Annotated in this window: 14 protein-coding genes; 10 read left to right on the plus strand and 4 right to left on the minus strand. The window is 34.7% G+C overall.

The annotated features are described in order from the left end of the window. The 6 genes from O1Q06_RS06695 to ccmE all read left to right on the plus strand — a co-directional run bounded on the left by O1Q06_RS06695 (position 1) and on the right by ccmE (position 5,492). Complete coding sequence (locus tag O1Q06_RS06695) at positions 1–1,443, plus strand: complex I subunit 4 family protein (protein ID WP_410542480.1); 1,443 nt, start codon at positions 1–3, stop codon at positions 1,441–1,443. Next, entirely contained in the window at positions 1,440–2,828 is a 1,389-nt protein-coding gene (locus O1Q06_RS06700) for an NADH-quinone oxidoreductase subunit N (protein ID WP_410542481.1), read from the plus strand. Before O1Q06_RS06695 ends, O1Q06_RS06700 begins: the two co-directional genes overlap by 4 nt. 48 nt (positions 2,829–2,876) lie before the next feature. Then, entirely contained in the window at positions 2,877–3,776 is a 900-nt protein-coding gene (locus O1Q06_RS06705) for a hypothetical protein (RefSeq protein WP_410542482.1), read from the plus strand. Positions 3,777–3,840: 64 nt separating this feature from the next. Then, the gene (locus tag O1Q06_RS06710) at positions 3,841–4,110 is read left to right on the plus strand and encodes a hypothetical protein (RefSeq protein WP_410542483.1); all 270 of its coding nucleotides are present in this window, start codon (positions 3,841–3,843) and stop codon (positions 4,108–4,110) included. Positions 4,111–4,136: 26 nt separating this feature from the next. After that, positions 4,137–4,982 (plus strand): biotin--[acetyl-CoA-carboxylase] ligase, encoded by an 846-nt coding sequence (locus O1Q06_RS06715; protein WP_410542484.1) that lies wholly within the window; start codon positions 4,137–4,139, stop codon positions 4,980–4,982. Between the two features lie 117 nt (positions 4,983–5,099). Next, positions 5,100–5,492, plus strand: coding sequence for a cytochrome c maturation protein CcmE (ccmE, locus tag O1Q06_RS06720; protein WP_012481969.1), 393 nt, complete (start codon positions 5,100–5,102; stop codon positions 5,490–5,492). A gap of 219 nt (positions 5,493–5,711) precedes the next feature. Here the strand turns inward: ccmE and O1Q06_RS06725 are convergent, their stop codons facing one another. Both O1Q06_RS06725 and rsmH read right to left on the minus strand, forming a co-directional pair. Beyond that, entirely contained in the window at positions 5,712–7,166 is a 1,455-nt protein-coding gene (locus tag O1Q06_RS06725) for an IS4 family transposase (RefSeq protein WP_410542309.1), read from the minus strand. 423 nt (positions 7,167–7,589) lie between these two features. Then, on the minus strand, positions 7,590–8,474 hold the full coding sequence (gene rsmH, locus O1Q06_RS06730) for a 16S rRNA (cytosine(1402)-N(4))-methyltransferase RsmH (RefSeq protein WP_410542485.1): 885 nt from the start codon (positions 8,472–8,474) through the stop codon (positions 7,590–7,592). Between the two features lie 205 nt (positions 8,475–8,679). Between rsmH and O1Q06_RS06735 the strand changes: the two genes are divergently transcribed. Further along, entirely contained in the window at positions 8,680–9,891 is a 1,212-nt protein-coding gene (locus tag O1Q06_RS06735; RefSeq protein WP_012481950.1) for an MFS transporter, read from the plus strand. 30 nt (positions 9,892–9,921) lie between these two features. Here O1Q06_RS06735 and map read toward each other — a convergent pair whose 3' ends face one another. Then, entirely contained in the window at positions 9,922–10,704 is a 783-nt protein-coding gene (gene map / locus O1Q06_RS06740; RefSeq protein WP_410542486.1) for a type I methionyl aminopeptidase, read from the minus strand. A 117-nt stretch (positions 10,705–10,821) separates the two neighbouring features. Next, a complete protein-coding gene (gene ftsA / locus O1Q06_RS06745; RefSeq protein WP_410542487.1) occupies positions 10,822–12,060 on the minus strand; it encodes a cell division protein FtsA in 1,239 nt (412 codons plus the stop codon). 137 nt (positions 12,061–12,197) lie between these two features. On the opposite strand from ftsA, the gene def reads away from it, so the two are divergent. The 3 genes from def to O1Q06_RS06760 all read left to right on the plus strand — a co-directional run bounded on the left by def (position 12,198) and on the right by O1Q06_RS06760 (position 14,473). Then, positions 12,198–12,737 (plus strand): peptide deformylase, encoded by a 540-nt coding sequence (gene def / locus O1Q06_RS06750; RefSeq protein WP_264376708.1) that lies wholly within the window; start codon positions 12,198–12,200, stop codon positions 12,735–12,737. Further along, positions 12,727–13,500: a uracil-DNA glycosylase family protein gene (locus tag O1Q06_RS06755; protein WP_010403847.1), complete on the plus strand. Its 774-nt coding sequence runs from the start codon at positions 12,727–12,729 to the stop codon at positions 13,498–13,500. The genes def and O1Q06_RS06755 overlap by 11 nt, the downstream gene beginning before the upstream one ends. 445 nt (positions 13,501–13,945) lie before the next feature. Next, on the plus strand, positions 13,946–14,473 hold the full coding sequence (locus tag O1Q06_RS06760) for a demethoxyubiquinone hydroxylase family protein (protein ID WP_410542488.1): 528 nt from the start codon (positions 13,946–13,948) through the stop codon (positions 14,471–14,473). The last annotated feature ends 38 nt before the right edge of the window (positions 14,474–14,511 follow it).

Genomic DNA, 14,511 nt, shown 5'->3' on the forward strand with positions numbered 1-14,511 from the left:
GTGTTGTTACTTAGTATATTCTTGCTTCCACTGATAGGAGCGTTGATTTTATCCTCGATCAGGATTAATCATCAATCTATACACCTAAAATTCCTTGCCCTATTTTTTGCTATACTTCCATTTTTGCTTAGCATTGTAGCTTGTATAGAATTTGATTATAACAATGCGGACTTTCAGTTTGTCAGCTATCCAATCAAGAATGTAGGAATAGGGATAGATGGTATATCGTTGCTTTTCCTTCTGCTTACAACTTTCTTGTTTGTAATTTGTATACTCTATAACTGCAAAATGAGTTATACGACCCTAAAAGCCTATATGGCATTATTTCTACTGCTTGAGAGTTTTGTAGTCGGTTTTTTCGTTTCACTGAATGCTATAAGCTTTTATGTGTTTTTTGAAGCTGTTTTAATACCAATGTTCTTTATTATTGGCATTTGGGGAGGGAAGCAAAGGATATATGCGACGTTTAAGTTATTTCTTTATACATTAACTGGCTCATTATTATTTCTGCTTGGCTTGGTGTATATCTATAGTACTTTTGGGACGTTTAATATACAAAAATTAGCTACATTAGTGCCAAGCCTTGATCTTGAAGTGCAGTCATTGCTGTGGATTACATTTTTTATTTCTTTTGCAATAAAAGTACCTATGTTTCCATTTCACACTTGGCTTCCTGATGCGCATGTGCAATCACCAACTTCTGGATCTGTGATTTTAGCTGGCTTGCTTATTAAAATGGGGGGATATGGATTTTTAAGGTTTTCTATTCCAATGCTTCCTCAGGCAAGTTTGTATTTTTCAAATTTCGTTGTTGTGCTGAGCATTATTGCGGTGATATATGCTTCTCTAGTTGCGTTTGCTCAAGATGATATAAAGAAGTTAATAGCTTATTCTTCAATAGCACATATGGGGATCGTTACTGCTGGCCTCTTTTCATTTTGTGAGGAAGGAGTACTGGGTAGCATATTTCAAATGATTAGTCATGGCCTTATTTCTGCTGCTTTATTTTTGTGTGCTGGAATGCTATATACTCGAACTGGGACTTTGGAGATTGCAAAATATTTTGGCATAGTAAACACAATGCCAAAATTTGGTTTTATGTTCATTTTATTTTCAATGGCTTCAATAGGGCTACCTGGAACATCTGGGTTCGCAGGTGAGTTTTTGGCTATGGTTGGGATGTTTAAGAGCATAGGGTTTTTTACAGGATTTATCGCACTTGGCACTATTTTAAGCGCAGTTTATATGCTGAATTTATGTAAGCAAATAATATGGGGGGTTAGCTATTCTAAATTATTAAGTAACCGTTTGGATAGCATAGAATTTTCTGTCTTAATTCTGCTCGCAGTGTTTGTTATTTTGCTTGGATTCTACCCAACCCTTGCACTGAATTATTTGAAGCCATGTATGGCAAATTTGTTAGTCAAATATAATGCGCTATGAATTATATACAGATATTGCCGGAAACGTTCTCTATTATCTCCTCGTTAGTGTTGCTGCTGCTTGGGATTATATTTAACCGCAGAACTATCAACTTATTAGCATTTGGCTGCACAGTGGTAATTTTGATTATTTTAATTATTTCGGCAGAAAACAATGAAATTTTTCTCTTTAATTCGTTGTTAAAACTCAATTTATACATCAGGTCAGCACAAGGGTTAATTCTCAGCACAGGAATTTTAATACTTTTGATGCTGAATTTATCAAAATATGACTATAAATATGAATTTTCAATACTGATTCTTTTTGCGCTATTTGGCATGATAACTTTGGTTTCAGCAAATAGTCTGATTTCTTTTTATTTAGCTTTTGAGTTGATGAGTATATCTTTATATGTTCTTTCGAGCTTTAATAAAGATTCAGCTTATTCATGTGAAGCAGGAGTGAAATATTTTACACTTAGTGCACTATCTTCCTGCATTATGCTGTATGGTATGTCGCTGCTTTATGGATATACAGGACAAGTTAATTTCTCTGAGCTCGGTTCATTCTTGCAAAACCATCAGATAACTTATGGAATAGTTTTTGGGTTAGTTTTTATCCTTATTGGTTTGTGTTTCAAGCTTGCTATTGCTCCTTTTCATATGTGGGCTCCAGATGTCTATCAAGGCGCACCTACCATAGTAACTGCTTTTTTTTCTACAGCTCCAAAAGCTGCACTTGTAACATTTTTAATTCGATTGATGAATGAAGAGTTAGTAAATGTAAAAAGTTATGTTCAGCCTATTTTCTTATACGTTTCAGCATTGTCTGTGCTTATCTCAGCTTTTGGGGCCTTGCGTCAGCAAAACTTAAAAAGGCTGCTTGCTTACAGTTCAATTGGTCACATTGGTTTTATATTTGCTTCACTTTCTATTTTTACACAAGCAGGAACAGATAGTGCCTTAATGTATTTGGTGATATATATCATCACAAGCATAGGGCTATTCTCATATCTTATACAAATTGACGATGACGATTGTGATATTGCAAACTTGTCTGGTATAGGGAAGAAACGCCCAATTGTAGCATTTCATCTTTCTGTGCTGTTACTCTCGATGTCGGGAATACCTCCACTTGCGGGTTTTATCGCTAAATTTTTTATATTCAAAAGTTTAATAAATTCTGGCTTTATCAGCCTGTCTTTGATCCTTGTAATAGCGAGTGTGATATCATGCTACTATTATTTAAATATCATGAAAGTTATGTATTTCGATAAAGCAAGTGGTAATAAGGTTGCTTATTCTAAGGGTCTATTCATTATCACTTCAGTGGCTTCACTGATCAATCTTATTCTTTTCTTGTACGCAGAAGATCTTTACTCATTGATTAATTCATTGACAAATTAACAATTTAGTGTTTATAATTAGTGATTAATTAATATTTTGTGGTGAAAAATGAGTAAAAGAAAAACTGTTTTGAAATTTTCGATTGCCGCTCTCTTGCTAGGAGGATCGAGCACTGTAGCTGTTTTATATTTCCCTTATGTTGCTTTAGCAATTAAATTTGGTATTGTAATTTCTACAGCTCCTCTGGCAATTTTTGCCATTTCTGTAGTTGCTGCATTAGCTTCAGTAATTACATTAGCAGCATTTACTATTTCTGCCATACGCAGTAAGGGTAAATCTAATAAGGTTAGTAGCGAACCAAGAAGTAAAAATGAAGAAAAAGGACAAAGTCTAGTACAAGAAAAAGATGCACCTACTCCTACGTCACCGTTGCTTTCGCAAGAGCCTGAAAAGTCGGTTATTCATATTCCACAACAACCACCAGTTGATGATCCAGTGAAAAAAACAGAAACACCGCAACCTGGAAACGTTATTGCTAATGGTGCTGATCAGCAAGCTAACCAAACAGAGGAATCGTTGCCATCATATCCAGAAACTAACTTGCCTCTGAATAGCATGAATCAATTTGAACCATTTCCTAGCTTGCCATCGATAATCATGGGTGCGCACAACAATTTGGAAGATGGTAGTAATTCCATCAAAAATTATCAAGAAAATATGTCACTTCCACCGAATCTGCCAGAGCAATCTCTAACTTCACAGCAACTTTCCCTAGCGCTTAGAGCTATATTAGATGATTCGAATTCGCTCTTGAAATTTAAGGCTGCATTTGAGGAATTTCAAAAAACAAGACAGAATAATTTACGTAGATCCAAATCACTTCCAAATCTGAATGTGATATTACGGATGAGTTTAAGTGAGATGAAATCGAAGTGGAGAGAAACACAAGCTAGGTGGAGAGAAACACAAGCTAGTATGACAGATAGTTATATTTCTTGGGGGCAGTGACTTTGAGAGCTCAATACGAGAACCAGATAGGCTACAAGAAAGTTTAGGAAGTGACAATTCATCAGTGCAGTCCTTTCAATCAAAGAAGAAGCTTTTATATGATGTAAATAAAAAAAATTTTGATAGCGTTGGTTATCAAGTAAATTCTAGACCTTCTGAGCATGCAGAGGAAGCTCCTAATTACAAACGGGAATTTCCACTTACTGAAACAAATGTTAACAGCGGTCCTGAAGCAATGCCCTATGACGTAAATGAAAATAGGCCTTCATATAGCAGTATGCAATCACCTGTGTTATCAAGTTCTGCTAGCCGTGGCAACAGTTTTTCTGGATAAGAGAGTTTTTTGATAGAATTAAGAAAATGATCCCTGAAACATTTGAGGGCTTTCATATTCATCATTACAAAGAAGTTCCAAGTACTAATAAAGAAGCATTGGGTTTAATTGAGAAAGGGATATCAAATGAAACTGTCATTATTGCTGATAAACAAACAGAAGGCAGGGGACGCACTGGAAAAAGCTGGATTTCTCCAGAGGGTAATCTCTATGCGAGTTTGATAATTAACCAAGAAAAGGATGTCAGCAAATTGACAGAATTGACTTTTGTGACTGCTCTTGCTGTTGGAAATACTTTATTATCGTTAAATTTCTTGAATAATCAAACCCACTGCGGTGTTATTCCAGTGCGTGACACTGGAATCCATACTTTTTCTTCTGGATCCCAGTGTCAAAGCACTGGGATGACAAGAGATCCATTCATAAACGATCTCAATCTTCAATATAAATGGCCAAATGATGTTCTAATCGATGGCAAGAAAATAAGCGGAATATTGCTTGAAAAAAAATCCAATTCAAATTGGCTCATTATAGGAATTGGAATTAATGTCAATCATGCGCCACTTCCAGGCACAACGTGCATTAGCAATTACGGTGAATCTGTGTCTAACATGGATCTATTAAAGGAATTAATAATAAATTTTAATAAGCTAAGAAAGCAATGGCTATTTGATGGGTTTTATGCTATAAGAGAAATGTGGTTAAAAAAAGCATTCAAAATGAATGAGCAAATCAGTGTAAAGTTAGCTGACAAATTGTATGAAGGAATTTTTGCTGATATAGATAAAAGTGGTAAATTGGTATTGCAGCAAAAGGATGGAAGCTTAATTTATTTTGATGCAGGTGAGTTATTTATTGGCAGTGCATTATGAATACATATGTAATTTTTGCTTACCTTATTAGTTTCATACTGATTGGTGGAAATTTGATTTTTACCGTTTCTTGCTATATAAAAAGTAAAAAAAACTTAGAAAGTCTTAAAAGCAACAATGAAGAAGAAACATAAGCGATTACTTATAACTTCAGGAATTTTCTGCTTTTTAAGTTGTGCAGTTTTTTTTATTTTAACAACGCTCAAAGAAAATATCTCATTTTTCTATACAGTAAGTGAGGCAATAGTTTTACCAAATAATCAAAAGCCAATCCGTGTTGGTGGAATGATTGTTGAAAATAGCGTGATACGGAGCGAAAGCGAAGTAATTTTTCAGATGACAGATTTTAATAAGAGCGTTATGGTGAAATATCAGGGAATACTTCCACCAATGTTTTCAGAAAAAAGTGGTGTTGTTGTACAAGGTAAAATGTTTGATAATGGTACCTTTCTTGCAGATACGGTGTTTGCAAAACATGATGAGAACTATAAGCCGAAAGTCCTAAAATAGATTTCCTAATTCAGTTGTATTGAAATGGTATGTGAAAGAAAGCAACAGCCTGCTAGCAAGCTGTTACTTTCCTAACTATAGTATTTTCTAAAATGAATGATAAATTTCCATTATGGTATTACCAACCAAAAGTTGTAAGTCTGTACATTTATACATTAGAGGTCTGAGGCGGCTTTTGATGGTATGCCAACAGTGTTCTATGGGATTCAAATCTCACTTTTACCCACAACTTTGAGAGGTCATTATGCGAAGCATAACCATGCTTTCCCTGAGGTTTTCATAACCACGCCATAGAGTCATAGTTCCTGGTAAATTATCACTTTTTCTATTCATAAATCCACCTAATTTTCCTAACCAAATAATAGCTTGTTTTATGTTTGGAGGTTCTTCTGGCAATTTGGCTACTTTATGCTCACGTATGTAAAGGGTTTTCCACTCTTCATTACTTAAAACCTTAGTACAAACCTCCATAGGATTCGATAAAGCGATTTTTGTTAAATATAAAATATTAAATGCAATAATGCTCTTTATAGCGATTAATTTCTCTAATCTTTCTTTTGTAGCTAAACGAGAGCTTTCTACCTTACATCCTGATTTTAAAATCCTAAAATACTCCTCGATTTTCCATCTTAGCTTATACCAATTTATCCTTTCTATAGCATCTAAAGTGCTATTAACTGGTATATTAGTCAGCAAAGTCCAATCAATAGCTTCTACTCTTTCAGGAGGATTTGTTTCTTTGGCACTTACTACATATATAGCGATTTTATCACTTATTTTATGCTCTGTATCTTTCGATCCATAAATGTAAGGAGATCTGATAGGTATATAGCCTTTCATATACCTGACTTCAATGTTAGCTTTTCTTGAGATCTGGTATTTATTTTCAGCAACATTCAAGACAATTTCCTTTTTTACAGGCAGTTGAGTTATACGTGTTTGCAAATCCGTTTTTCCCCCTTCAATACAGATGAATTTCCTATTAGTTCGGTTGCGGATTACATAAAAACTGTCCAATGATTCAACAGTCCATAAAAACTTAAAAATATCTGCTTCCCTATCACCAATAGTAACAAGCTGTACACCTTCTGCGAGGTTATTTAGGGTTTCTTTTAGTGCCGCTATCCACTTATAGCTTTCTTTCTCCTTTATAGCAGTACGGTATTTCCTGTTTGCTTTTTCTTGGGCTGTTTCTTCCCTGATAGAACGTGCCCAACACTGTTGAGAAGATAGCCCTAAAGGTAATCCGTCTTTGTTAACCATTAAGTTACTGTGCAATAACAAACCCTTTTTATATTTTGTATAGGCTTTAGAAATACTACCTAGACCCTTAGTCTTTATATGAGAGTCAAAATCCAAATAACTTGTATCTTGAACTGAAAATACCAGCTCATTTCCTTTTATCCTTTCCATAGTTTCTTTATAATGGGAAGAATAAATTTCCTTAGCTTCAAGCTTCTCATTGCTAAATAATCTGTATGCACCTTTAGCTTCTTTCCATCCTACACAGCTTTGACTAATTGACCCAGACGCCTTATTCTCTATTAAATAGCTTGTTTTAATAAGTCTTGTATTAAGCCTTACATCTCCCAGATTAACATGTCTCAACTCTTTTTCTAGCCATTTATCTCCTAAGCCATCAGCACATTGTACATTTCTATTTACTTCACACATTTTTACCTCATCTTAAGTATATTTTTCTCTATCTTACTTGCTTTTTATACTTGTGGGTAAAAGTGAGATTTGAATCCCATAGAACACTGTTGGCATACCATCAAAAGCCGCCTCAGACCTCTAATGTATAAATGTACAGACTTACAACTTTTGGTTGGTAATACCATAATGGTAATTTATTATTCATTTTAGAAAATACTATAGTATCAAAGGGTTATTTTTTAGGTATTTCTCCGTAAGACTGCAAGTTTTTTTAGATTACTCAAATAACTCCATTCTGCTTGTAGAACTTTTATGTTGCTTTGTACTAAATCAATTTTACGTTTTGTTTGTGTTAGTTTCTCTATTTAATATGTAATTTTACTTAAAATAGTCCTACAATACTAAGAAAAAACACAATTATTGAAATGATACAGAAGGTCCTCATGATAGCCTTTGTATAGCTCTGAGTTTTGCTGAACGCGCGCGTGGATTTACATTTATTTCTTCTGAACTTGCTTTGATCACTTTTTTATTTAAAAGGGAGAATGTTTTAGTAGATCCTGGTTCACATAAATCTTTAAAAACAGTTTTGACTATACGATCTTCTAAAGAATGAAAAGTAACTACAATTAATTTGCCGTTCTCACTTAAAATCTCAGATGCAGCTTTAATACCCTTTTCAAGCTCTCCTAGCTCATCATTTACCCATATTCTGATTGCCTGAAATGTCCTAGTTGCAGGGTCAATCTTGCTTTTTCTACGAAACACTACAGAACGTACAATATCCGCAAGTTCAAATGTAGTTTTGATAATTTTCTTCTTCCGCGCATTTACTATCGCTCTTGCGATTCTGCGGGAATGACGCTCACCCCCATAATTATATATAGTGTTCGCAATCTCTTCTTCACGTAAAGCGTTAACAAACGTCGAAGCATTCATACGAGAATAGTTATCCATGCTCATGTTAAGTGGGCCATCACGTAGAAATGAGAATCCTCTATCTCCATTATCAAGCTGCATAGATGAAACTCCAACGTCGAAAACTATTCCATTGATACCTTTAATATTATTACTATCTAACAAATTTTTAATATTACTAAATTTCTCAATAAATAGATTTATTCTATCAGGGTATTTAACGTTCAGATCATCATAAAATTTGGTAACTGTTTCATCCCTATCAATTGCATACACTTTGCAATCAGCGGATTCCAATATTGCTTTGCTATATCCTCCAGCTCCAAACGTGGCATCCACATATATACCACCACTTTGTGGTGCTAATTGAAATAGCATCTCTTTTAACAAAACTGGAGTATGTGTCATATCAAGAGACTTTGTGCACTTAAATTAAAATAACTTTCTCGCCAAAAAATATATGGAAATATATAGGTATAGTATAAGAATATTTAAATATAATCAACGATATAAAAATTTAATAAGATAGTATTATTAATATAATATTTACATAATTCACGTTTGAAAAAGTAAGTAATATTACTATAATATCAAACAAATTACGGAAGATTTCGTGCAACAAATAACAAAAGTAATACTATCAAGTTTAATTTGTAACACTTTGTTGTGGTATGATCACATGCTTTTCAGCCATCTAATAAGCATAATCGGAGATGTATTTTTTCCATCAGACGACAAATTAGTCAGCATACTTAAAGCTTTTGGAGTGTTTGCAGTGGGTTTCTTAATAAGACCAATTGGTGCTGCTATATTTGGCCACATTGGAGATAAATATGGAAGAAGGATTGCTCTATTTCTCTCTATCATATTGATGACTCTATCAACCGTACTTATTGCATTTGTTCCAGGCTATCAGAACATTGGGGTACTCGCATCAGTACTGGTGGTATGTTTAAGATTATTGCAGGGTATATCTCTTGGAGGAGAGGCAGGAAATGCCCCATTTTTAATAGAGCATGCTCCTAAAAATAAAAGAGGATTCTTTGGCAGTATTGAAGTATTGAGCGCAATTCTTGGCTCAATATTAAGTCTTATAGTGGTGCTTATATGCAAAAAAGTATCCGATTTTGAATCTTGGGGATGGAGATTGCCTTTTATTTTCAGTTTTGTAATAGGATTAATCAGTATATATATGAGATATATACTCGATGAAAGCCCAGAATATAAAAAGCAGGAAAAGCCACATGAATTACCGTTAAAAGAACTGTTAAATGGCTATAAAAAACCTTTTCTAATATCAATTGGAGTTGACATAGTTGAGAATGCATCTCTTTACATATATTTAGTGTTTTTTAATCTACTTGCATCAACAATAAACACTCACTTTAATCACGCAGTAGAAATATTGAATCAGGTTGCACTTGGAGGATTGACTATACTATTTGCAATACTTTCTGATAAGGTAGGGAGAGAAAGAGTCATGAAATTTGCATTTGTGACTTTTATAGTAGTAAGTTATCCAGTTTTTTCAATGATACTAAGTGGTAATAATTTGCTCACCATAATGGCGCACGTTCTTTTTATAATCCCAATAGCTGCTTCTCTTGGTCCTGTTAGCGCGTTTATGTGTGAATTATTCCCAATAAAGGTACGATACAGTGGATTTGGTTTATCAAGAAATATAGCTTCGGGATTTTTTGGTGGTCTTGCACCATTTATATGCACAACTATTATCAAAGTTACAGGACAAGGAACTTTAGCAAGTTTTTACATGATTTTCTGTGCACTAATTGGGTTAGTTGCTATATCACAAGTTAAGAGTTAGATTTTTTCAAAAACCAAGTGTTTAAAAAATCTAATCATAGGGTGGAAAATGCCAATTTTTAGGTGATAGTGTAAATATTTCAACTCCATCTTTTGTGACTCCAAGCGTATGCTCAAACTGTGCAGAAAGTGAAAGATCACGTGTTGTCACTGTCCAGCCATCTAGCTTGCTGAGCAGAGTTTCATGTTTTCCAGCATTGATCATTGGTTCTACCGTAAAAAACATGCCTTCTTTTAAGATAAGATCCTCACCTTCATCATAAAAATGTACTACATTTGGTGGTGCATGAAAGGTTTTTCCTATGCCATGTCCACAATAATTGCGTACGATAGAATATCCAAAATCTTCAATATATTTTTCTATAGTAAGTCCTATTTCATTTAACTTATTGCCTGGCCTGACTTGTTTTATTGCTTCCATTAGCGCATTATAAGTAGCATTACACAAACGCTTTGCTTTTATTGAGGGTTTACCAGTCCAAAACATGCGACTTGTATCACCATACCAGCCATTTAAAATCACTGTAACGTCAATATTTAAAATATCTCCATCTTTAAGAGGTTTATCATCAGGAATACCATGACATACAACAGCATTTTTCGAAGTACAAATTGATTTCGGATATCCCTTATAATTCAGTGGTGCTGGAATTGCACCTGCATTGATTATAAAATCATGACATAGATCATTTAATTCATTAGTTGTTACGCCTACTTTGACGTGTGGTGCAATAAAATCAAGGGTTTCAGCTGCAAGCCTGCCAGCTTTACGCATAAAGTCAAAATCTTCTTGTGAATGTATAGTTATGTTCATGTTTCTTACGTTTTATTGTAATTTTCTGCTTCTCTTACGGATACATCAGTGTAATAATACTATAAAAATAAGCTCCTAGATCAAGCCATTTGTATATTAAGAGATAAAGACAAAAATCTAGACTGTGACTTTTGATTTAACCCAATGGTATAACTTACTTATTTTGCCATCGTGACCAAGCATTCCAGAATTATTTCTATAAAAGGTGTCAACTATTAGCTTTATAGAGCCTAAAGCAGCAGAAAATACAGGATTTTTGTCGTATTCGCCATCAAGACCGCTACAAGATTCAGGGCATCCGATACGGACTTGTTTATTGAATATATAGCTTGCAATTTCTTTCATGCTTGTGAGTTGACTGGTTCCACCTGTGATCACTACTTTATTAATTGGATCTTTCTGTTCTTGAAATTGTTCTCTTATCAGCTCAAGTATTTCCTCAACCCTTGGTCTTATGATGTTAACAAGTTCAGACTTAAACACTTGAGTTGGTTCATCGCTTTCATTACTTTGCACTGCAATACATTCATTCTCATCTATTGAAGTTACAATAGTGCTACCGTATAGTATTTTTATGCGTTCAGCATGCTCTATACTTGTGCATAGTCCATAAGCTATATCTCGGGTAATGTGAATGCCACCAATTGGAATGCTGCTTGTGTACACAAGTTTTCCTCTCTTAAAAATTCCAATTGCAGTGCATCCACCTCCTATGTCAACAACGGCAGTTCCTAGCTCTTTTTCATCTTTACTTAGACAGGCAAGGCCTGCAGAATATGCAGAAGCAACACAACCAGCCATACTTATCCCACTATTGTTAGTTATACAATTTTCGATATTGGTAAGCGCTGGACGCGAAGCAGTGACAACATTAACATCAGCAGATAATCTTTTTCCATATAATCCACTGACTTCCTTTATGTCAGTCATATCATCTAAGTGATATTTCAGTGGTATATTGTGAATGATGACATTTTCTTCGATATATTTCTCAAATGTCTGAAAGACTACACGTTTTATGTCTCGTTCTGAAATTTCGTGATTAGCTGCAATAATTTCGTTATATACGTTAAAAGATGAGACTCCACATCCGGCTACATTCACATATATCTGGTCTATAGTCTCTTCTGATACTTGCTCAGCTAAACCTATAGTTGATGAAATAGAGTAACTTGCATGCTTTGCATCAGTTATTGATCCACCGCTTATACCTTCTGCACTTTTATAACCCGTTCCTATTATTTTATAGCTGAAGTTGCTATTGATCTTAACAATGAGACAGATAATTTTTGTTGTACCTACGTCTAAAACGGCAAAAACATTTCGCTTTGGTTTTATTATTACTGCAGAGTACATTAGTTGACCTTATGACACAATTCCACTCAAATTGTAGCTTCCTTTAATAATTTATATTTCTATTAAAAATACAGCAACATTTTAATATACCCAAAATACTGTACAAAGGAAAAAATAAAACATAAAATTTTAATTTTATGTCTAAATTGCCAATTGTAATTGCCCCTGATGAAAGGTTAACTACACGTGCCAGTGAAGTAATAGATATAACCGATAAAATTAAAGAATTAGTAAATGACATGTTCGAAACTATGTACCATGAAGATGGTCTTGGCCTTGCTGCAGTGCAAATTGGAGTGATGAAGAGAGTTTTTGTCATGGACGTTCAGCCAGAGAAGGCTGAAGATGGGCCAGCAGGATATGAATCAACTGGCAAATTTTGCATGATTAATCCTGAAATTACAGAATTATCGGGTGAACAAGTAATTCTCAAAGAAGGGTGCCTTTCAATTCCAGAGCAAAGCCATGAAATTAAGCGTCCAAAATATTTAACTGTGAAATATAAAAATTTAAATAACGAAGAACAGACGCTAAAAGCTAGTGGTTGGCTTGCAAGGTGTATTCAGCATGAGTTAGATCATTTAAATGGTATATTATACGTTAGACATTTGTCTAAATTGAAGTACGATATGGCTATGAAAAAAGCTCAAAAGGTTAAGAGGCACTATGAACAATGAAGATCTAGAATTGTTGAAGTTCTATCATGAAGTGGGTGTTGACTGCACGCTAACTGAAGGTGAAGAGGAAAAAAAAGTGGAAAATGAGAGAGCTGCACAGTCTTCTGTCATCGAGCAGAAAAAAGCCATGTTCCCAAGTGACTGGATCATTGAAGCAAGGAAGCTTGCAAGTGAATGTGGTAGTGTAGATGAACTAAGAAGCGCAGTTAAGTCATTTGAGGGTTGTGAAATAAAAAAAACTGCAACTAATACTGTTTTTTCCGATGGTAATCCAAATGCAAAAATCATGCTTGTTGGTGAAGCACCAGGAGCAAATGAAGACCTGAAAGGCATACCATTTTGTGGTGCAAGCGGAATGCTGCTCGATAAGATGCTCGGTGCAATTAATCTGGACCGCACTAAGGTATATATAAGCAACACCGTGTTTTGGCGTCCACCAGGTAATAGAAAACCAACTGATCTAGAGCTTGATATGTGCAGACCATTTGTTGAGAAGCATATTGCTCTTGTTTTACCGCAGATTCTGATTTTTGTTGGAGGAATCGCATGTTATAGCCTTCTTGATAACACAAAGACTATATCGAACTTGCGTGGCAAATTTCATACTTATACTAACCAATATTTATCTCATGCAATTACCACAGCCGCTATATTTCATCCAGCCTATCTACTTCGTCAACCAGCACAAAAACGCTTAGCTTGGGAAGATTTAAAGAAGATTAGAGAATATCTTGATAATACCAATAACCACACGGACGTTTAGCTCACTACTCGTTGTCATCCCAGTGCCGGCTAATTGCATTAAATATTGAAAAATTTACTAAACAGAGAAAAAGGCAAAAGAAAATCTATCAGCTACTACCTTTTTTTTAATTGGCGTTTTTCATTGTATTAAATGCTTTGATAAGCGCATTTTAGCTTATGTGGGTAAAAGTTTTATAAAGACATAGAGTGCACATAGTGCAAAAAATTAAACATCAAGTATATTGAGCTTTTTGTCCTTTTATCTGCACAGACTGAAGATAAATAATATATCTTCACCCTTATTTTAAGGAGAATGGCGGAGTCCGTCAAGTAACTCTTGCCGTTGCTATAGCTGCTTGAGTTCCTGTAATCACAATGTTGGTGCAATGCACGCATGGAATTTTATTTACTCTATAATATATTGGTTTATAGTAGTACTAATGCAGAAATAAAGGGAGGAGACATTGGAAAGCAATATAAAAAAATTGAAAGGAAATTTTTTAGAACAAGCAATTAGAGTAAATCATGCTGGCGAATATGGAGCCATTTGCATTTATTCCGGTCAAAAATTTATTCTTAAAAAATCTTCCATAATTGACAAAATAATTGAAATGGAGGAGCAGGAAAAAAAACATTTCCACTATTTTGATGAGAAAATCAAGGAGCAAAGAGTTCGTCCTACTGTTTTGTTGCCAGTTTGGGGTGCTTTAGGGGTATCACTTGGTGTTGTAACTGCCATGATGGGTAAAAAAGCCGCTATGGCTTGCACTGCTGCAGTTGAAGAAGTGATCGGAGAGCACTACAAGGAGCAAGTCTTACATTTAGAAGATGGAGAATTAAGAGAAACTATAAGTAAATTTCGCGATGAGGAATTAGAGCACAGAGATATTGCAATTCAGCACAATGCCGAAAGCGCACTTGGCTACAACGTTTTATCTTTGTTCATAAAAACAAGCTGCAAAGCTGCTATTTACCTCTCTAAGTTGATTTAATCAATCACTATTTGACAACCAACCACATTTGCCTTTAG

It is taken from the genome of Wolbachia endosymbiont of Tetranychus urticae (assembly GCF_046529255.1).
Classification (GTDB): domain Bacteria; phylum Pseudomonadota; class Alphaproteobacteria; order Rickettsiales; family Anaplasmataceae; genus Wolbachia.

Bases quoted from the DNA above. Each gene is read 5' to 3' on its own strand.
- O1Q06_RS06700 (WP_410542481.1), top strand. From the start codon at position 1,440: ATGAATTATATACAGATATTGCCGGAAACGTTCTCTATTATCTCCTCG.
- O1Q06_RS06705 (WP_410542482.1), top strand. From the start codon at position 2,877: ATGAGTAAAAGAAAAACTGTTTTGAAATTTTCGATTGCCGCTCTCTTG.
- O1Q06_RS06715 (WP_410542484.1), top strand. From the start codon at position 4,137: ATGATCCCTGAAACATTTGAGGGCTTTCATATTCATCATTACAAAGAA.
- ccmE (WP_012481969.1), top strand. From the start codon at position 5,100: ATGAAGAAGAAACATAAGCGATTACTTATAACTTCAGGAATTTTCTGC.
- O1Q06_RS06725 (WP_410542309.1), bottom strand. From the start codon at position 7,166: ATGTGTGAAGTAAATAGAAATGTACAATGTGCTGATGGCTTAGGAGAT.
- rsmH (WP_410542485.1), bottom strand. From the start codon at position 8,474: ATGACACATACTCCAGTTTTGTTAAAAGAGATGCTATTTCAATTAGCA.
- map (WP_410542486.1), bottom strand. From the start codon at position 10,704: ATGAACATAACTATACATTCACAAGAAGATTTTGACTTTATGCGTAAA.
- ftsA (WP_410542487.1), bottom strand. From the start codon at position 12,060: ATGTACTCTGCAGTAATAATAAAACCAAAGCGAAATGTTTTTGCCGTT.
- def (WP_264376708.1), top strand. From the start codon at position 12,198: ATGTCTAAATTGCCAATTGTAATTGCCCCTGATGAAAGGTTAACTACA.
- O1Q06_RS06755 (WP_010403847.1), top strand. From the start codon at position 12,727: ATGAACAATGAAGATCTAGAATTGTTGAAGTTCTATCATGAAGTGGGT.